The 18148-nt window shown below is 38.4% G+C and carries 20 protein-coding genes and 2 pseudogenes; 4 read left to right on the top strand and 18 right to left on the bottom strand.

Features of this window, described 5'->3' with window-relative positions; all coding sequences use genetic code 11:
- Positions 1 to 104: 104 nt before the first annotated feature.
- Positions 105 to 1277 carry an MFS transporter gene (locus tag ACSSTM_RS02915; protein ID WP_034660790.1) on the bottom strand — a complete coding sequence of 391 codons (1173 nt, stop codon included), beginning with the start codon at positions 1275 to 1277 and terminating at the stop codon, positions 105 to 107.
- Between the two features lie 319 nt (positions 1278 to 1596).
- Here ACSSTM_RS02915 and ACSSTM_RS02910 point away from each other — a divergent pair.
- Positions 1597 to 2065: pseudogene (locus tag ACSSTM_RS02910) on the top strand (maltose acetyltransferase domain-containing protein).
- Positions 2066 to 2428: 363 nt separating this feature from the next.
- On the opposite strand, the gene ACSSTM_RS02905 reads toward ACSSTM_RS02910, so the two are convergent.
- From ACSSTM_RS02905 to ACSSTM_RS02860, 10 genes are all read right to left on the bottom strand, one after another.
- A complete protein-coding gene (locus tag ACSSTM_RS02905; protein WP_309415558.1) occupies positions 2429 to 3010 on the bottom strand; it encodes a GNAT family N-acetyltransferase in 582 nt (193 codons plus the stop codon).
- 110 nt (positions 3011 to 3120) lie between these two features.
- Complete coding sequence (locus ACSSTM_RS02900) at positions 3121 to 3429, bottom strand: hypothetical protein (protein WP_095285219.1); 309 nt, start codon at positions 3427 to 3429, stop codon at positions 3121 to 3123.
- A gap of 215 nt (positions 3430 to 3644) precedes the next feature.
- Positions 3645 to 4064 carry an arsenate reductase (thioredoxin) gene (arsC, locus tag ACSSTM_RS02895; RefSeq protein ID WP_309415559.1) on the bottom strand — a complete coding sequence of 140 codons (420 nt, stop codon included), beginning with the start codon at positions 4062 to 4064 and terminating at the stop codon, positions 3645 to 3647.
- Positions 4065 to 4078: 14 nt separating this feature from the next.
- Positions 4079 to 5383, bottom strand: a complete 1305-nt coding sequence (locus tag ACSSTM_RS02890) for an arsenic transporter (RefSeq protein WP_411266049.1) — start codon at positions 5381 to 5383, stop codon at positions 4079 to 4081.
- A gap of 6 nt (positions 5384 to 5389) precedes the next feature.
- Complete coding sequence (locus tag ACSSTM_RS02885; RefSeq protein ID WP_034660794.1) at positions 5390 to 5737, bottom strand: ArsR/SmtB family transcription factor; 348 nt, start codon at positions 5735 to 5737, stop codon at positions 5390 to 5392.
- A 557-nt stretch (positions 5738 to 6294) separates the two neighbouring features.
- The gene (locus ACSSTM_RS02880) at positions 6295 to 7398 is read right to left on the bottom strand and encodes a threonine synthase (RefSeq protein WP_041109271.1); all 1104 of its coding nucleotides are present in this window, start codon (positions 7396 to 7398) and stop codon (positions 6295 to 6297) included.
- A 72-nt stretch (positions 7399 to 7470) separates the two neighbouring features.
- Positions 7471 to 7845 (bottom strand): RidA family protein, encoded by a 375-nt coding sequence (locus ACSSTM_RS02875; RefSeq protein WP_041109273.1) that lies wholly within the window; start codon positions 7843 to 7845, stop codon positions 7471 to 7473.
- Positions 7846 to 7856: 11 nt separating this feature from the next.
- Positions 7857 to 8507, bottom strand: a complete 651-nt coding sequence (locus ACSSTM_RS02870) for a helix-turn-helix transcriptional regulator (RefSeq protein WP_095285221.1) — start codon at positions 8505 to 8507, stop codon at positions 7857 to 7859.
- Between the two features lie 162 nt (positions 8508 to 8669).
- Complete coding sequence (locus ACSSTM_RS02865; protein WP_189318678.1) at positions 8670 to 9350, bottom strand: TetR/AcrR family transcriptional regulator; 681 nt, start codon at positions 9348 to 9350, stop codon at positions 8670 to 8672.
- A 42-nt stretch (positions 9351 to 9392) separates the two neighbouring features.
- On the bottom strand, positions 9393 to 10562 hold the full coding sequence (locus ACSSTM_RS02860) for an FAD-dependent oxidoreductase (RefSeq protein ID WP_437403983.1): 1170 nt from the start codon (positions 10560 to 10562) through the stop codon (positions 9393 to 9395).
- A 279-nt stretch (positions 10563 to 10841) separates the two neighbouring features.
- Here ACSSTM_RS02860 and ACSSTM_RS02855 point away from each other — a divergent pair, with 279 nt between their 5' ends.
- Complete coding sequence (locus ACSSTM_RS02855; RefSeq protein WP_034660801.1) at positions 10842 to 11042, top strand: hypothetical protein; 201 nt, start codon at positions 10842 to 10844, stop codon at positions 11040 to 11042.
- 245 nt (positions 11043 to 11287) lie between these two features.
- On the opposite strand, the pseudogene ACSSTM_RS02850 reads toward ACSSTM_RS02855, so the two are convergent.
- From ACSSTM_RS02850 to ACSSTM_RS02840, 3 genes and pseudogenes are all read right to left on the bottom strand, one after another.
- Positions 11288 to 11380: pseudogene (locus ACSSTM_RS02850) on the bottom strand (arsenate reductase); the annotation flags it as partial.
- 399 nt (positions 11381 to 11779) lie between these two features.
- Positions 11780 to 12925 (bottom strand): choline esterase, encoded by a 1146-nt coding sequence (locus ACSSTM_RS02845; RefSeq protein ID WP_437403982.1) that lies wholly within the window; start codon positions 12923 to 12925, stop codon positions 11780 to 11782.
- A 108-nt stretch (positions 12926 to 13033) separates the two neighbouring features.
- The gene (locus tag ACSSTM_RS02840) at positions 13034 to 13693 is read right to left on the bottom strand and encodes a TetR/AcrR family transcriptional regulator (protein WP_095285223.1); all 660 of its coding nucleotides are present in this window, start codon (positions 13691 to 13693) and stop codon (positions 13034 to 13036) included.
- A gap of 164 nt (positions 13694 to 13857) precedes the next feature.
- On the opposite strand from ACSSTM_RS02840, the gene ACSSTM_RS02835 reads away from it, so the two are divergent.
- Positions 13858 to 14013, top strand: a complete 156-nt coding sequence (locus ACSSTM_RS02835) for a pentapeptide repeat-containing protein (RefSeq protein WP_420734913.1) — start codon at positions 13858 to 13860, stop codon at positions 14011 to 14013.
- Positions 14014 to 14269: 256 nt separating this feature from the next.
- Here the strand turns inward: ACSSTM_RS02835 and ACSSTM_RS02830 are convergent, their stop codons facing one another.
- Complete coding sequence (locus tag ACSSTM_RS02830; RefSeq protein WP_420734912.1) at positions 14270 to 15196, bottom strand: alpha/beta hydrolase fold domain-containing protein; 927 nt, start codon at positions 15194 to 15196, stop codon at positions 14270 to 14272.
- A gap of 28 nt (positions 15197 to 15224) precedes the next feature.
- Complete coding sequence (locus tag ACSSTM_RS02825) at positions 15225 to 15419, bottom strand: hypothetical protein (protein WP_426043274.1); 195 nt, start codon at positions 15417 to 15419, stop codon at positions 15225 to 15227.
- 176 nt (positions 15420 to 15595) lie between these two features.
- Here ACSSTM_RS02825 and ACSSTM_RS02820 point away from each other — a divergent pair, with 176 nt between their 5' ends.
- Complete coding sequence (locus tag ACSSTM_RS02820; protein ID WP_034660817.1) at positions 15596 to 15904, top strand: DUF4870 domain-containing protein; 309 nt, start codon at positions 15596 to 15598, stop codon at positions 15902 to 15904.
- 54 nt (positions 15905 to 15958) lie between these two features.
- Here the strand turns inward: ACSSTM_RS02820 and ACSSTM_RS02815 are convergent, their stop codons facing one another.
- Both ACSSTM_RS02815 and ACSSTM_RS02810 read right to left on the bottom strand, forming a co-directional pair.
- On the bottom strand, positions 15959 to 17362 hold the full coding sequence (locus ACSSTM_RS02815; RefSeq protein WP_095285225.1) for a HAMP domain-containing sensor histidine kinase: 1404 nt from the start codon (positions 17360 to 17362) through the stop codon (positions 15959 to 15961).
- 2 nt (positions 17363 to 17364) lie between these two features.
- Positions 17365 to 18072 (bottom strand): response regulator transcription factor, encoded by a 708-nt coding sequence (locus tag ACSSTM_RS02810; protein WP_034660819.1) that lies wholly within the window; start codon positions 18070 to 18072, stop codon positions 17365 to 17367.
- Positions 18073 to 18148 lie beyond the last annotated feature (76 nt).

Below are 18148 nucleotides of genomic sequence, written 5' to 3'. Positions count from 1 at the left end.
AGCGATAAACATCAGGACATTTATAGGACTGTTTCACTTCATGAAAGGTTTCAATTTTATTTTTTAAATTTAAAAAAAGTGCCATGATCGAGGATCAGACACTTTTAGTGAACTTGTAATGAACGCGGTTTTGCTACAGCTTTTGTAAAGATTCCTGCAATACATATGGCGAATAAAACAAAAATAAAGGCATGAAGCAGTCCTACTTGATTGGCAAGCAGCCCTAGTATAGGCGGCCCAGAAAGAGAGGCTGTATAACCTGATAAGGTCACAATGCTGACGCGTTTCACGGCGTACCGGCTATCATCACCAGCTGCAGAAATGGTTAGCGGGAAGCCTAAAGAAGCGCCAAGTCCCCATAAAAAGATCGATATCATACATACAACAAGTGAAATCTTTAAAATGACCAGAAATAGTCCGGCGGCGGCTGATAAAATCGCAATTCTTAGCAATAACACCCTGCCGAAACGATCGATCAAACGTCCGCTGATTAGTCTGCCGCTAATCATCCCGCATAAAAATAAAGCATAGATGACTGTACTCATGGAATGTGAAACCTGGTAGCCATCCACCATCGCAAGTGGAATCCAATCATTGGCAGACCCTTCGACAAACGCAAGACATAAGGCGATCATCGCAAGAGAGACCGTTCGTTTGTTCAGCCATGGCGTTTGAGTATCATCTATTGTATCTGACTGCTTCTCATGCTGATCCTTTCCTGTACCGTGCGGAATAAACCGTGTGCAAATCAAGATGCTGAGAAAGAAAAGAAGGGCAATGACTAGTAGGTGATTCAGCACAGAGACCCCTAGATGAATAAAAAGAATGCCAGCTCCTGCTCCAATTAAAGTGCCAATGCTAAAGGAAGCGTGCAATATAGGCAAAATGGTTTTCTTGATACTGTATTCAATTTCTGTCCCTTCTAGGTTCATCGCCACATTGCACATACCTGAGCCTGCTCCAAAAAGAAATAGACCGGCAGTGACAACAAAGATAGAAGAGAGTGTTGAACCAATGGCAAGAGTGGTGAATCCAAGGAACATCAAAAAAGCACTAATCACAATCGCCACGCGGCCGCCTTTTTTTCGAACAAATACATTTGAAAGAATAAGCCCGACAATTGAACCAACGGATAAGCCAAGTAAAATAAGTCCCATCGTTCCTGTATTGGCTTGTAATAAATCTCTAACTTCCGGTGTCCGTGAAAACCATGTAGAGATGGAAATACCAGACATCGTGAAAATAACTATAATCGCTTTATACCACTTTAATTCCATCTAATCCCTCACATTTAAAGATGTATCTGTTACTGAACAAATCTACTCGATTATAAATGAGATGGGCTGATTCGTAAATAACTTGAGGCAGGAACATGACCAATTCTAGTCAAAATAAATCTTGCCTTCACAATTCTTTAAAATAAACATAATGGGGAGGAAGCATGTCGGTGAAAGGAGACGGGATTGAGCCAGAAATGTACAAACAAACTTAAAGGCAGCGCTATCACAGGTTAAGACGTCATTTGGAATATGTCGAATGGTCAATTGGTTACCAAATGATGTATCAGGATAAATAGAAGGGGAGGAGAGGATCAACATGAAAAGTGAAAAGGAAAAAATGATCCAAGGAGAACATTATGTATCTAGTGTGACCAAACCCTAATTGCAGATCGAAAAAGAGCGAGACAATTGACATTTGCATACCAGCAAACCAATCAGCCAGAAAAAAGAACATCCATTTTAAAGGAATTATTAGGCGCTTGCGGAAATGATGTCGTTTTTGAAGGAGGGCTGCAGTGCGATTACGGATACAATATCGAGGTTGGCGAGCATTTTTTGCAAATTTTGATGCAGTATTATTAGACGTTTGCAAAATTACCATAGAACGTGCAAAATGCATTGAATTCGGCAAACCAGTCACCATTGGAAACCACGTATGGATTGGCGACAATGCTGTCATAGCATCTGGTGCCGTTGTGACAAAAAGTGTTCCAGCAAACGTCGTGGTTGGCGGAAATCCTGCGAAAATCATAAAATATCTTGGTGAATTAAAATCTGGCGAATAAACGCGAATAAACAAGGATTTTGATTTTTTCTTTTTTGTCTCAATAAGATAAGTATACTTAGATTTGAGACAAAAGAAATACATTCTTTTTATAACTTCCTAGAATATATATTATGTAAACTAATAAAAAGAAATGAATAAGATTTCGTCTTCATAGCTTCATATGTACTAGAAGGTAAATGTGGATCCATTGTTGTACAGTCCCTCTTATCCATCTCCAACTGCCTCTTTCGTTAGGGTCATAATTGTTTAAGTAAAGTTAGTTGCTCCGTTTGTTCAATAAGAAAAGGAGGTGCCGCAGCTACCTCCTTTGTTAAGTCAAAGCACCCTTTAGTTTTATAAGCAACACTTCGAAAATACGAGATTATTGTAGCATACTCTCCAATTTGTCCTTCACTAGCACCCATTCTTGGTCGATTACACTGTAATACACAGAGTCTCTTAAATAACCGTCAGGCATAACCATATGATTTCGAAGCACCCCTTCTTTTACCAAACCCAACCGTTCAATTGCCTGCTGAGACCGCACATTTCTGCTATCTGTTTTCAACTGAACACGAATTGTCCCAAGTGTTTCAAAGCAGTGTTTCAAAAGAAGATACTTACATTCTGTATTTATTCTAGTTCGCCAAACAGTTGGAGACAGCCATGTCCAACCAATTTCCAAGTTACGATTTGGTATGGATATATTAAGAAAACGAGTGCTTCCCACAATTTTCCCCGAATTCTTATCCAAGATAACAAAAGGAAATTCGCTTCCTTGCTCTCTCGCTTGAAGTGCTCCATTCACAAGGGACTTTATATCTTCAATCGATTGAACCCTCATTGGCATGTGTGCCCATATATCTGGATTGTTTCCCGCATCAAATAATTCCTGTACGTGATAATCTTCCATAGGTTGTATCTTTACTCTATCTCCTATTAATACTACAGGCGTTATCTCCATAATTCTTCTTCTCTCCTTTTCTTCTTTGGTATGGTTATATATATCAACTAAGTAATTTTTCTTTTGACAACTCAGATAGTTTGTTCTGCTTTGTTAAATAGACGAGAGTATTATAAATGTGTTTGTAAAGTAACGCATTTAGAAGTTGTTCTCATGCCTACAATTGTTCCTAAATCATGAAATGGACTGTCTGGTTGGATAATAAGTTGTGCTGCCACCCAACTCAAATCTTCTGAGTCCATTTTTAGATATTGGCTTAAAGAAGACCCTATACCTTTAGCTTTAGTGTTGATAGTATCAAATAAACTGATCTCTTCTTCATCTTCCAAATAATGAAAAGCTAAAAATGGCACATTAATGAATGCATTTGTTTCTTCTAAATATAACTTAATTCCACCTAATCGATGCTGACCTTCCATTTGTTAAAGAGACATTTGAAAATGGTGACAAGTAATATCTAATCCAACTTTAAGGTAGAATCTATGTGCATCATGCCTATGAACACCAGAATCTAAATGAAATTGTTCACACTCATTTTCCTTTGCTTGACTTATTAGCCAATCCCATAGAATTTTTGCATACTCGATCATCGCAATCCACTGAATTGATGTCTCCTTTCACAATATAAAAGATATTATTCTCCAGTCTCAGCAAATTGTTTCAATCGATCTCCAATTTCATCTCTTACCCTTTGGAAAAATGCCCACTTCTCTTCTTCTGTTCCTTCTGCTTTTGCTGGATCATCAAAGCCCCAATGGACACGTTCGACATGAGGTGGAGTCATCGGGCATTTATCAGCTGCATCACCGCATAGTGTGATGACTAAGTCAGCATTTTGCAATATGTTCTGATCAATCAGATCAGACGTTTGATTAGATATATCAATCCCTATTTCTTTCATTGCTTTTACAGCATTCGGGTTTAATCCATGAGCTTCAATACCAGCGCTATAGACCTTCCACTCATCTCCAAGATGTTTTTTAGCCCAACCTTCAGCCATTTGACTGCGGCAAGAATTACCGGTACATAAAAAGTAAATTGTTTTCTTTGACATGTTGATCGTCTCCTTTAATGTATAATCAATAGCCAGAAATACAAAGCTAAAAGTGTGATGAATAGTGTTGGTACAGTTAAAATGACTCCTATTTTGAAATATGTCCCCCAGGAAATCTTCACACCTTTTTGAGAAAGGACGTGGAGCCACAGTAGTGTTGCTAAGGAGCCAATGGGCGTAATTTTTGGTCCTAAATCTGAACCAATGACATTTGCGTAAATTAACGCTTCTCTCATCATTCCTTGTGTATCGGTACCGGATATGGCTAATGCATCGATCATGACCGTCGGCATATTATTCATGACAGATGAAAGAATTGCTGCGATAAATCCCATACCAAGAGTCCCTGCCAATAAACCTTGATCTGCTACAGCTTGGATCACGCTTGAAAGAGCATCAGTGAGCCCTGCATTTCGCATGCCATAGACAACAACGTACATACCTATGGAAAAGAAAACGATCGCCCATGGTGCTTCTTTTAGAACGCTTTTTGTTTGAACAGCAGGGCTTTTTTGTGCAATGACCAAGAATAAAATGGCAATCACACCAGCTATGACCGATACAGGTATAGATAAAAACTCGCTTGCAAAATAACCAATCAATAAAAAAGCTAATATATACCAAGATAATCTAAACATCTTTGGATCTTTTATTGCTTCACTAGGGTGCTTTAACTCAGTCAGATCATAGCGTTTAGGTATACTCTTTCTAAAGAAAAGGTACAGTACAGTGATACTCGCTAGCAATGAAAAAAGGTTTGGAACGACCATTCTGGATGCATATTCAATAAACGTAATGTTGAAATAGTCGGCTGTTACAATGTTCACCAAATTACTTACGACAAGGGGAAGCGAAGTTGTATCTGCAATAAACCCACTCGCGATAATAAAAGGGAATACAATTTTTTCATTGAAGTGTAATGCTCTGACCATGGCTAAAACAATGGGTGTCAAAATAAGTGCTGCACCATCGTTTGCAAATAAAGCAGCGACGATTGCACCAAGGATGGTCACATACACAAACATACGCAGCCCACTGCCTTTTGCAGCCTTTGCCATATGCAATGCTGCCCATTCAAAAAAGCCGATTCGATCAAGTATGAGTGAAATGACGATAATGGCAACAAAAGCTAAAGTCGCATTCCAAACGATGCCTGTCACGGTGATCACATCGTCAACATTCACAACACCTACGATTAATGCTAAAACGGCCCCTCCACATGCGGACCACCCTATGGATAAATTTTTTGGCTGCCAAATAACCAATACCAAAGTTAACAAAAATATGAGTAATGATAAAACGGCAAAACTCAAACCCATCCCTCCTTACGAACAAGAAATGTTTGTTGCTTTATGTTGTATACTTTTTAAAAGGTCATCTTCTTTATCAATTTGATTTAAGATGATACGAATCGTCTCAAATTCTGGAGACAGTGTATTGATTGAATAATAACGCCACTGCCCTTTTCTGTTCTCATGAACAAATCCAGCTTTTTTTAATTTTCGTAAATGCTGACTAATCGCTGGTTGACTCATTTCGAACATATCTACCAGTTCACAAACACAATATTCCTTCTCCAAAAACAATTTCATCATAATGAGTCTTGTTTGATCACTGAGTATTTTTAAACAATTCGACATATGTAACAAACCAATTGAAACATCTGAAGTCACAATGATTCCCTCCCTCTTTTAAATATTGGTGACGGTCCCTGTTATCAAATCCTCCAATATTATATAACTGAATACTTATATAATCAATTGATTATATGATTTGAACAAAAATTTATTCGCGTTAAAATTATTGATTAATGTTTTTTTCTTTTATTTTTTATTCATCAAAAAAATTGATTATTGTAGAATCCTTATTTGACTATTGTTTATAAAGCATAAAATGGATCTACATTTCTTTCAATGGTCTGTCATATGACAATTCCTATTCTTATATAAATCCCAATGGCTCATTTTGTTGATGCGCTAGCTCCATTCCTCCTACCAAATAGAGAGCGTTCTTTTTATCTATATCATCATCAGGCCAAGTGCGGATTAGTTGACGCAATCTAACTGCAACGGTCTTACACACATCTGGTATTAAGTAACTATCAGAATCCTAAAGATCCAGCAATGGAATGATGTCATCTTGATAGTTTTCAAATGGAAGTCGGTGTAAGACCAATCTGCTTCGCAATGGCGGATTTCCATATTTTCAAAGAGAGACAATTCTAATAGGGTTATTTTGATTTAATCCCTGCACCACAAAGAGGTATGACAATGGTTTCTTCTGATTCCTTTTGATATTTCATGTAGCCAGCAAAATTAACTGCAGATGTCACTTCCACATAAAATCCTTTCTCACTTAGTTTAGAGCGTGCATTTAGAATCTCATCTTCTTTAATATCAATAAACGTACCATTGGTATCTTGTACAGCTTCTAAAATTTGTTTGGAGCGAGCTGGGGCTGCAATTGCTATCCCTTCTGCTAAGGTCCCTTTATTCGTAACAGGCGATGCTAATCCTTTCGCATTTTGATAAGCTTTCACAAGTGGTGCACAGTTTTTCGCTTGTATGGCAACGATTTTCGGTATTTTATGAATGAGACCATTTTCAAATAACTCTTTAAAGCCATAATATGCACCTAGGAGGAGAGTACCGTTTCCAACCGGAATGATTAAAGTATCAGGTGCTCCTTTTAGTTGCTCATAGATTTCGTAGGCATATGTTTTTGTTCCTTCAAAAAAATAAGGATTATACACATGGCTTGCATAAAAAACGTTTTCATTGTCTACTGCCTTTTGTGCCGCAGCTGCAATTTCCTCTCGTGTACCGCGAATTTCTTTAATCGTTGCTCCATGTGCTTTTATTTGAGCGACCTTTTTAGGCGAAGTTTCATCGCTTAGATAGATGTCACAGGCAATACCACAACGTGCTGCATAAGCTGCAATCGCCGTTCCTGCATTCCCGCTACTATCAGCAATCACTTTTGATACCCCGAGTTCCTTAGCTTTTGTCATCAAAACAGCGGCTCCTCGGTCTTTAAAGGATAAGGTCGGCATCATATAATCAACTTTTACATAAGTGTTTGGCTCATTAGGATCTAGAACGATTAAAGGTGATTGACCCTCCCCCATTGTGACAGTTTCCCAAGTCTTAGAACCTTTTGAAAATGGCATGGTTTCAACATAACGCCATAATGAGTTTGGATAGTGATCCCAAGCTGCAACATCTATTTTCGGAGTATCTTTCACCAGATTTAATACTCCACCACAATCACATTTCCATAGAGTTGGTGTCATCTCATACTTTCTCCCGCAATGGTTACAAATCAATTGATTCATCGATCATCTACCCCTTCGAATATTATTTTATATGAAATATAATTTTTTATATAGAGTAGGCAAAAAAATATCTTAAATATATGCAATGGCATCAATTTCAATTTTGAAACCAAAATGTAATTCATTCGTTGGTACAATAGTACGTGCTGGTTTATGTTCACCGAAAAAATTAGTATAAACAGCATCTACTTTGTCCCATAAATGAATATTCGAAATGTATAATGTCATGCGCAAGATCTTCTCTTTTTTACTTCCAGCAGCCTCTACAATCATCTCTACATTCTTAAGCGCTTGTAATGTCTCTTCTTCAATGTGGCCGAACTCTTTTTCTCTCGTTTCGGGATTGATGGCAAATTGTCCTGAAACATAGACCGTGTTTTGATGAATGGTTGCGAATGCATAGTGTCCGTTTGATTTTAGATTTCCTACCTCGAGTATGCTTTTCATTTTGACACTCCTTACCTCGATTTATTTTTGATTTCATCCAAATAGCTATAGACGGTTACTTTGGAAATGCCTAACATAGATGCGACCTTCTCAACAGATCCTTTCATTAAAAAGATGCCCTTTTCATCCATAAATTTAATTAGTTCAATTTTTTCATGGCGTTTCATGACTGGGTGAACGCTGTTTTGAATGATTTGTTGAATCAATTGATCTACTATTTCTTCCACATTTTCAAGATCATCATTTGATGTTGTTTCTTTCTCTTGAGCTTCCACTTGTGTAGAAAGAAAAGTATCCATAAATTGCTGCATTTGATTTAGTGCTTCAACATCAAAATTGATACAGAAAGCACCAATCACTTTTTGCTTTGAATCACGTATTAATGAAGTCGAAGAACGAATCGTACGCTTATCTTCTGTTACAAATGTATAACCAGCCAGATAATCTTCTTTAAAATCTTCTGATTGTAATACAGTCTTTACTAGATGATCAAATGATTGGCCGATTTCTCTTCCTGTCACATGGTTATTTACTGTAAACATGACAGATGCTTGAGGGTTCGTTAAATCATGAATAACCACTTCGCAATTTGGTCCAAACATTTTGCCAGTAGATTTTGCTAAAGGAATATAACTCGCTAATAAATTCTTCATATGTTCCATGCCTAAGCACCTCATTTTTTTATTCCACTAGATTATATAATTTTTTATATATAAAAACAATATATAGATTTATTTATATATCATGATGATCACAAGATCACAAATGTGAAAATAACCATATAAAAAAAGCAGCCATTGACTGCTTTTTGCTTGTGCTCCTTTCTAATTGCTTTCTTTCTGGATTCCATACAAAATGACGTCAATTCCCCATCGGAACCGTTCCATTGATACGGTATCACCTGCAAACATTTCTTCTTTCAGGCTATGGATGAAAGGGAACCGCGTTTTGTCTGCATCATGAAATGTTTTTTTAATGTCTAAAATCTGCGTAGATCCATGTTTCTTCCAAGAGACCTTTTCGTAAGCTACGGAAGATACGTATAACAGTAACAGGTCTACTCCCCATGCAGCGGATGTAGATTTGATCCCGCCTTCATGCAATGCAGCGAGAATATGTTCGGTCAACTGAAGAAAGTTCGTTCCTTGTGGAATGGTGGAAAGAGAAATTTCAGCAAGACCAGGTTTTTCTAATAGCAGCAGGAAATAAGTATGCAATATTTCACATAACTTTTCTTTCCATGTGCCATCCACTGAATCTGGATAAACCATTTGACCGAGACCATAATCCAATACGTAAGCACTTAGTTCTTGAAAATTGTTCACGTAGACATACAAGGATGCAGGTCCCGTATCCAATGCTTTAGCCACCTTACGCATACTCATGCCCTCTATCCCTTGCTCCTTAAGAAGCGCATAGGCAGTTTTAACAATAAGCTCACGGCTTAAGGGCTCTTTAGCCGGCCGAGACCGGCGACTTATAATATGACGATTTGAATTGTTCATACTCTCTTTATAACATGTCAAAGTAAAATAGTAAATTGAGCATCAATCACCGTTTACTTGAAAAGAATTCATCATATCTGCAAGCTTGACCGCAGCGTCTTTTGAAAAACACAGTTTTAAACTATTCTCCGATTCCTGAGCCTTTTCCGATGAATATTCATACATCATTTCTTCGTACTCTTCAATAGCCTTTTCAATATCATTAGGATTTCGGACAATAGCAAGTGCAAGCTCCATTGCATCAAACATCGCCATGTTTACACCCTCACCTGCGAATGGTGTCATGACATGGGCTGCATCACCGATAAGCGTTACTCCTTTATGACGGTTCCATTTAAAACCGACAGGAAGCGTATAAATACGTCTTGGAATGATGACATCTTCTGCATAACGAATATAATTTTTCAGCTGATCATCCCAATCACTAAATAACTCTAATAATGGTTCTTTCGCTTCATTCGCTTGATTAAATGGAATGCCACAAGTCTCGATCCAGCTGCGTTCTACCATAAGGCTTGCATACACTTTTATTCGTCCATCTCCGTTTAACTGACCAATAATTCCTTTGTGATCTGCTAAAGCAAACATCTTACCACGTTTATTAAATTCAGCTAAATCAGGGTGGTTCACCTCTACGTTGAGGACATTCAGTTCCAGCATTGTGAGCCCGGAGTATTCAATATCAATATCTGTTAACAGCGAACGTACACGAGAAAATGCACCATCTGCCCCAATCAAAAGGTCAACCGTCTCGACAACCCCGTTTTCAAAATGAAGTTCTGTCATGCCGTTTTCTACTGAAACACATCTATCTAGTTTATATCCGTATTTGATGTTTTCAGCATCAATTTGATCTAACAGCATTTCACACAAAACACCACGATCAATTTCTGGCCGAGTGCCTTTTTCATGTGATTCAGTTTCTTCGTCTAGATAAATTCTTCCTGCTTTATCAAATAACCGGAAATCTTCTCCTTCATAGCGAGCGTTCTTTTGAAATTTCTCATAAACTCCTGCTTCCTTTAAGGCTTTTTGACCTGTTTCTTCGTGAATATCCAGTGATCCTCCTCTTTCAAGACTCTTGTCATGCATCTCCCGTTCATAGATGGTTGTTTGTATACCGTAATTTTGCAGAATTAAGGCGAGTGTTAGCCCTCCTGGTCCTCCTCCAATGATAGCGATTTGCTTTTGTTTTTTAGATAATGCCTGCATCGTATGCATCTCCTCTTCTTTATGGAAGTAGTGTAAAACCACATCTCATTTATATTATAACGAACATTGTTCGTAAAGAACAGTGTTCGTTTAAAATGGTTTATTTCATGAATGTGTGCTTTAATTGTAATGAACCCAATCATCCGACACCCATAGGATATAAATTGGACACTTCGATTTAGGGATTTTAAAGGATTTCAAATCATAACATGATTCTTAGATCAGTCCTTAGATCAGTCGGTTCCTAATGTTTCAATGCTGAGTCTGCGAGGTGTTTCTATGAATAAATTATTGGCAATGTTGATATTAGGATTGAGCTTTAGTGGTGCTGCTCTCATTCTTTCTGTCCCTTTGTTATTCAAATCCAAACCAGAACAATTTGAGCTGATGTTTGCTGCTGGATCAGCAGGCGCATTCGCAGTATTTGCTGTCTCATGCCTAGTTTTTCGAAAACAATTCAATCGCTCATTAGAACAATGAAAAATCGTTTTTTGCGGCGTTTATTCACTAGATATCTTTTTGAGTTGGATCAAATGTTTTTATCTTGTCTGCTATCATCTTCCTGTTTCATTCAAGATGGCTGTAAATGTGCTATTACTAAATATCAAGTTTTTTAAAGTCTAGCTGCCTGAACGTCTTCAATTGATCGAAACAAAAATAAGCCATTGATTCAATATGGCTTATCATGTAAAACTATATTTTTCAGTCACAGCAAACTGCTGTAATCAGCCCCCAATTTCATCTCTCACCCTTTGGGAAAATGCCCATTTCTCTTCTTCTGTTCCTTCTGCTTTTGCTGGATCATCAAAGCGCCAATGCACTCATTTGACCTATGGGATTAACACCGGAGTTAACGTTTTTAGGTAAGGTGATTCTTTCGATTCTGATGTTTATTGGCAGAGTAGGTTCTCTGACCATTGTATTTATCTTTATGAAACGAACCAAAAGCCCAATACGTTATCCGGAGGGAGAAGTATTTGTAGGCTAATATGAGCAATCATTGAAATGGTTCCCTTTTAATTTAATCATCAAGATGATGGATTGATCCACTTTACATTTTTTTCTCTTCATTCACTACAAGCTGTTTGGAATACAGATCTTTTAGTACGGTCTCTTCTTTTCCAAACAATCAGCATTTGGTATTTAACGGAAAAGCTGAGATATTCAACTTTAAGCTGGCGCTTGAAACGGCTTTGATCAGCAGCTTCTCCGTTATCTCACTTGTTGCTGGTTTTCTTGATTAAGTCTACGCTATCATATGACAGGCTTTCCACACGTGCAGCATTTTGCAGGATGTAATGATCAAAAAAGGTCTTCGTATAGTCCGTCACAAGATTTCGCATCTCTACCGCCTCCCTTGTGCCTCTCAGTTGCTCATCTACGCCGGTAAACACGATGTCACAGTAATCTAAATGTGCAGCACGATCAACGGAGAAATAATAGGTTACCATGCTGTTGTTAGCGCCAATGATCGCATTCATATGATAGTTCGGTTCAGAAAACAGTAGCAAAAAGGGTTTATTGAGGTCGCTGTCGAGAAGGCCGAATGCCCCGCTATCCAAGCCAATCCCGCAGGCAAACCGGTCGTCATCCCTGCAAACAACCGCTGCCGTAGGTCCTCCATAAGAGTGTCCGACGATGCCCATGCCGACGTCAAGCATCAGTCTGTCATGAAAGATAGAATCCAATTCTTCAGAGTTTAGTTTGTGAAGATGATCGGCTACGTACCTTACATCTTCTGCCTGTCGTTCACTATATAATGTTAACTGATTAATGATTGGCAGAGCCAGGACGTTACGGCACATCTCAATGGCCGTTTCATCATCAGGCCGCATCTTCATCTTGCCAGCCAGCTCCATCATCTCCGGATCTTCAGAAAACGCCATAATGACATCCGAAAAATCCTTTGATACATTCAACAGCTTCCCATCTTTCCGTTTATACATTGTGCTATTCTGATGGCCGATACTGACGACAACATAACCCAGGCTTGCCAGGTCTGTACAGATGGCTGTCCCCCATTCCGGTGAACCGCCCCCGCCGCAAACATAAAATAACACTGGATAGCGCTTTTTCTTCCCAGAAAGAGCAAGGTCGTCGTAACAATGAGTCTTGATATCGATAGAGAAAAAATTCTTCTCTTTCAGATACTCAGTGACAAGTGGCTGCTCATGAAGCATTTCGTAGACTTCAGGAAACATGTACGTTGATGGAGTCTTCCCTTCGCTGCTATCGGACGGATAGTACACAAACGCGGTCAATTCTCTTTTTGAGTCATCTGATGCTGTGTACTCAAAATCCATCTGGGTACGAGCGGCGGTATAGATGCCGATTGGTTCTGGGAATGTGTCATACCTTTTCATCCTTTTGTTCCCCCTTAATAAATGAAAGTGCGAATGTGAAATACACATGGCGATATAAGTGCTTTCAAAACTGTAAAATGGTTACATCCAATCTTCAGTTCATCATCCTTATTCCTTGGCTTTCTTGAGATCGCTAACAACTTCAGCATATTTATCATCTCTAAGCAGCCCATGACCCATAAAGTCAGCAAAGTACTTGCTCATCTTATGCTGCAGGTTAGAATCCTTAATATCGAATTCCCTAAAAAACATGACTAAATTAAACTGCATAGATTCAAACATAAAAGAAATGAGGTCGTCATCAATATCAGGTCGTAGATATCCATCAACCCTCATGCGGCGTAACATGTCCTTGATTAAGGGGAATGACTCGCCCTTTAGCACATTCAAATATACTTTTAGTAAGGTGTTCTCTGGAATGTGTAAAAATGTTTCAACGAGTTTGATTTCCAGTTCATTCAATGGCTCAGTCGCAATGCCATTAGTGTTGTCAAATAAGCCAGTAAGGAAAAATTGATAAAGAGAATCTTCATTGTTGTTATGAAAATACGCAGCTCTTTTCTTGGTCACATGTCGTATTAAGAGACAATAAAGGTCATCTTTGTCTTCAAAATACCGATAAAAAGTTCCGGGATGCATGGACAAACGATCCAAAACCATCTTCATCGTTATATCCTCGTAAAGATGATCAACAAAAAGATGCATAGCACGATTACATATGTCCTCACGCCTTGCTTCATTCAATCGAAAGAAAGTATTTTTTGGCATAAATGACTCCTTTATGTAAAATGTGAACTCATTCACACCATATCGATAATTGATTCACATGTCAAGCTGTATTGAAATAGATACCCGCTCTTTGCTCGGACGGATTTCACCCCAACGGTAGTACGATTGATCATTGTACCTTTATTCGTTCCGACTTGCGCTCTGTGGGCATTGCCAAAATCGAAGCCGTTTTCACCAATTGCGACTTCTCCTCCTGCGATATGAGAGGAATGACATTGGAGAATGCTATGTTTATCGATTGTACTTTTTATCAATGTAGATTCAATGACCGCGTTTTACAGGCAGCGAATATCAGCTAGTTGAAATAACGTTTGAGGGAGTGGTGACACTTCGTCAACTCCAGTGAAGAAGTGAACATTCATTATATTAATAGGAAATATGTATATTTTAAACAAAAATTGGAATTTAAGGATTACTTAACCCGAAGTGAATTGACTATCTGAATGTATTTCATGTTGAATTGAAAAAGGCTGCTTTCCAGTAAGCAGCCCATTCACTAAACTTTCGACTATTTTAATCAAATCATTCTACCTTTTTGTGGTGTAAACTCAACCCCTATCGATTGATCACCTGAATGATTTTCTCCTGAGCATCTTGTGCCTCAGGGATTGGCATGACAACAAATACATGAAGCATTTCAGGATAAACAAAGGTTTTTATGTCAATTCCTTGTTCTGTTAGTTTTTCATCAAGCTTTATGGCATCTGGATATAACATATCATGTGTTCCAATAAAATGAGTAATCTTCCCAAGTCCTTTAAAGTCACCGTAAATGGGACTGATCAATGGGTCAGTTACATTTTTATCAGCTGTCCAAATCTTTGAAATGACTTCCATTCCTTCAGGACCTAGAATCGGGTCCTTTTTTGCATATTCAAACATTAGAGGATTGCTTAAGCTCATGTCAACACATGCAGATAATAAAATAATATCCTTCGGCTGCGGGAGACCTTCCTTCTTTAAAAGGTGCGCCAGACCAAGTGAGATATTTCCGCCAGCTGAATCTCCCATGATCGTCAATTGATTGGCACTTTCAACAGTTTTCAGAAGGTCTTTATATAGGTTTAGGATTTTCAGATAGGTATCCTGGCAGCTATAATGAGGCACTTTTGGGTAAATAGGAGCCACAACTTTCGCATTGAGTGATTGCGCCATCTTATCCATGAACCACCAATGGAAATTCAAAGGCTGATTTGTCCACGCGCCGCCATGTATATATAGAATGACTTTTTGTTTTTGTGACGTTTGGTCATTCAAAGTGAAAACTTGCATGCCTTCGAATGTCTGCTCTTTTATCTCACTAATTAACTTCACATCATCCCCAATGGCATAAGGCTTCGTATTTTCTATTCCTTTTTGATCAAGAAATTTCTTTGTGTTTTCAATACTAGAAAAACTCTCTTTATTACTTTGGGAAGCGAATAATTTTTCAAATTGAATACTTTCTTCAGAACGTTCTCCATTAACAATTTCCACACTCATTTGTTTTCTCTCCTTTAAGTCAATTGTTTTATTGTTCATCCTGATGTATCACACGAAATGATTCGAGGTAGACTTGTATTTCTTTATCAGAGGTCTTTAACAAGTTAGATAAAAGGTCTTGAATTTGACGGAAGCGTTTAATTTTCCTTTCAATTTCTTCGTGTTTGTGATGGACAATCCTTCTTAAAGTATCAGGTTCTATGTCTTGACTCAGCAGTTCCATAACTTGTATTTCCTTTATCTTTCATGTATCGTTCGATTGTTTAACATTTTTAAGGTTGCTGTAAGGTTCGGATTAATACAGGTTAAGGTTGAGGTTGTACAATGGGTTTGTAAGGAAGGGAGGGATGAGTCGAATGATTCTCCCCCCTTCTAAATCAATAATAGAGGTGAAAAGGTTTGAGAGAAAATAAAATTTTGTCTTCATTATGTTACTTCAGTATCTTTTTTGCGCCATTTTTGTTTCCGATTATCGTCTATTTCTTAGGGAAGGACGAAGTGAAATATCATGCGAAAAAATCGCTATGGACACATTTTATTCCTTATTTGATTTTTGGCATTGGCATCCTTGGTTCAGGTTTACTTGGCATGAACGATATCAGACATGCTGGTCCGTTCTTAATTGCAACGTATGCTGTGACATTCCTTGTGGCGATCTACTTCTTTATTTGGAACATTGTCAAAGGCATTAAAGTGTTTTCAGAATAATAGATGGGAAAAACGGTTCTGTGATTGATCAGAACCGTTTTTTTGTATGTCCATTCATGCGGGTAATTGGATATCAATCGTTGTTCCTTCCCCTATTATACTGCGTATCGTAATATCCCCGCCGTGCTTTTGGATAATATCCTTTGCAATGGCCATTCCGAGACCAGAGCCTGCATGTGTCCCTCCTGTATTCGTCCCTCTATAGTAGCGGTCAAACACTTTTTCTAGCTCTGCCTCTTCGATTCCTTTGCCGTTATCTTTAATCGTGATGTGGGTATTTTCTTTTTGTTCCAGCTGTACAATGATTTTCACATCAGAATCATTGTGAACAAGGGCATTTAAAATGAGATTGGTGACCGCTCTTCGTATGAGGATCGTATCAATATTTAGCATGAGCTTGTCTACATTCGTTTGCAGCTCAATCGTCTGTTCTGCATATCTCGAATCGTTTAGGAGATCAATTAACGTTTCCCGCAGCAACGGCACAATGTTCACTAGCTCTTTATGCAGCATCACGTCGTTATTTTTCAGCCTTGTTGTTAAATTTAGATCCTCCATGACATCTTTGATGTACAGTGATTTATTCTCTATGATGCTGGCATAATGTCTGATGTCTTGATCTGAAAGAGGATAATTTGGATCTTTGATGATTTCTGCATAGCCTTGAATAGAGGATAATGGTGTTTTAATATCATGAGAAATATGACTGATCCACTCTTCCCGCATTTGCTCTAATTTGTCTTTTTCTTTTTGGCTTGAAGCGAGCTGCTCTGATAAGTGATTGACATTATAGAAGACATCTTTATATATTCCCTTAGTTGGCAGCTTTGTCGTATAATCTCCGTTTGCGAGCCGCTGGATTCCATGAATGGCACGGCCGAGCGGTTTGATGAGCTGCCGGCTGAATAAGTATCCAATGAATAAGGCAATGATGGCATCGATCGATAGTAAAATCATCGTCCCGATATTGAATCTTGATATTAAGTCCTTCGTGTCGAACGAAAATAAATATTTTCCGATGGAAGGGTCCTTAAACCCGATAAAGTAGCTGTATTCCTTACCCTTTCCTTTTTTTCCGCCGGCATAAATGGTCGATAGCAATTGCTTATCTTTATATTTATGTATGTTCACGATTTCTATAGGTGTATATTTGCTCTTTATTCCTTTAGGTGCGTGTGCATGATAGACGTCTTGTCCATTTTCGTCTAATATTTGAATCCACGCATTTTGTTGTTTTAAGGCTTGCTGTCCTTCTTTGTTCACAGTGATGCCTTGATCGGAAAAGGTTATGTATTGTTCAAATGTTCTTGTGAAGGTTTCGGGCGTATTTTCTTCGTTTTGCTGGCTGCTTGCTTGTAGTACAAGCCAGATCATGAATCCAAATAAGTTAATAAAGACCGTGATAATGGTCACGATAATGACAGAGACCATATATCTGCCTGTTAATCGCCATTTCATCCTTACGCATCCTTTACAACAAATTTATAGCCCAGCCCTTTGACCGTCACGAGAAACTCTGGTGTAGATGGGGAATTCTCTATTTTCTCCCGAAGTCTTCGTATATGAACCATCACCGTATTGTCAGAACCGAAGAAATCTTCTCCCCAAACGGTTTGATAAAGCGTTTCTTTACTGATCACTCGATTCGGGTGCTGCAAGAAATAGGTCATCAGCATAAGTTCTTTCGGTGTGAGCTCAATTACCGCTCCGTTTTTCGTCAGTTCGGCTTGCTGCTCGTTTAACTCAAATGGCCCTTTTTTGATCACGGGATCAGCTTGAGAAGGCTGTAAGTATGATGACCGTCTCAGCTGGGCTTTTACCCGGTAGGCGACTTCCTTTGGGCTGAAAGGTTTTGTAATGTAATCATCGCCGCCAATGGCAAGTCCTACAATTTTGTCTGATTCCTCTCCCTTTGCTGATAAAAAGATAATCGGAACATGCGAGACGTCTCTGATTTGTTTGCAAATATCGTAGCCTTCACCGTCTGGCAGCATAATATCCAGTATGACGAGATCGGGATGTTCTTGATGGAATTGCGTGAGCCCATCACGGGCAGTTGAAGCTGTTATCACCCGGTCAATGCCTTCTCTTGTTAATACTGTATGGATTAATTCCAAAATTTCTTTTTCGTCATCTATAATCAATACTTTGCTTTGAAGCTTTGGCATTATGATCACTCTCCTGAAGTCATTGTTATTATTATACCCAAAGTGTAGACATCGTGAAAAATCAACTTTCTATTTG

The organism is Bacillus sp. RK1064 (genome assembly GCF_051488405.1).
Classification (GTDB): domain Bacteria; phylum Bacillota; class Bacilli; order Bacillales; family Bacillaceae; genus Bacillus.
The sequence above is the reverse complement of the archived record's forward strand: the minus strand, read 5'-3'. Positions and strand labels throughout refer to the sequence as shown.

Coding starts and splice junctions, on each gene's coding strand:
- ACSSTM_RS02840 (WP_095285223.1), bottom strand. CDS start 13,693: ATGCCAAAAAATACTTTCTTTCGATTGAATGAAGCAAGGCGTGAGGAC.
- ACSSTM_RS02915 (WP_034660790.1), bottom strand. CDS start 1,277: ATGGAATTAAAGTGGTATAAAGCGATTATAGTTATTTTCACGATGTCT.
- ACSSTM_RS02905 (WP_309415558.1), bottom strand. CDS start 3,010: ATGGAGATAACGCCTGTAGTATTAATAGGAGATAGAGTAAAGATACAA.
- ACSSTM_RS02860 (WP_437403983.1), bottom strand. CDS start 10,562: ATGCAGGCATTATCTAAAAAACAAAAGCAAATCGCTATCATTGGAGGA.
- ACSSTM_RS02830 (WP_420734912.1), bottom strand. CDS start 15,196: ATGAGTGTGGAAATTGTTAATGGAGAACGTTCTGAAGAAAGTATTCAA.
- ACSSTM_RS02815 (WP_095285225.1), bottom strand. CDS start 17,362: ATGAAATGGCGATTAACAGGCAGATATATGGTCTCTGTCATTATCGTG.
- ACSSTM_RS02880 (WP_041109271.1), bottom strand. CDS start 7,398: ATGAATCAATTGATTTGTAACCATTGCGGGAGAAAGTATGAGATGACA.
- ACSSTM_RS02875 (WP_041109273.1), bottom strand. CDS start 7,845: ATGAAAAGCATACTCGAGGTAGGAAATCTAAAATCAAACGGACACTAT.
- ACSSTM_RS02890 (WP_411266049.1), bottom strand. CDS start 5,383: ATGGGTTTGAGTTTTGCCGTTTTATCATTACTCATATTTTTGTTAACT.
- ACSSTM_RS02900 (WP_095285219.1), bottom strand. CDS start 3,429: ATGGAAGGTCAGCATCGATTAGGTGGAATTAAGTTATATTTAGAAGAA.
- ACSSTM_RS02855 (WP_034660801.1), top strand. CDS start 10,842: ATGAATAAATTATTGGCAATGTTGATATTAGGATTGAGCTTTAGTGGT.
- ACSSTM_RS02825 (WP_426043274.1), bottom strand. CDS start 15,419: ATGGAACTGCTGAGTCAAGACATAGAACCTGATACTTTAAGAAGGATT.
- ACSSTM_RS02810 (WP_034660819.1), bottom strand. CDS start 18,072: ATGCCAAAGCTTCAAAGCAAAGTATTGATTATAGATGACGAAAAAGAA.
- ACSSTM_RS02870 (WP_095285221.1), bottom strand. CDS start 8,507: ATGGAACATATGAAGAATTTATTAGCGAGTTATATTCCTTTAGCAAAA.
- ACSSTM_RS02845 (WP_437403982.1), bottom strand. CDS start 12,925: ATGAAAAGGTATGACACATTCCCAGAACCAATCGGCATCTATACCGCC.
- arsC (WP_309415559.1), bottom strand. CDS start 4,064: ATGTCAAAGAAAACAATTTACTTTTTATGTACCGGTAATTCTTGCCGC.
- ACSSTM_RS02865 (WP_189318678.1), bottom strand. CDS start 9,350: ATGAACAATTCAAATCGTCATATTATAAGTCGCCGGTCTCGGCCGGCT.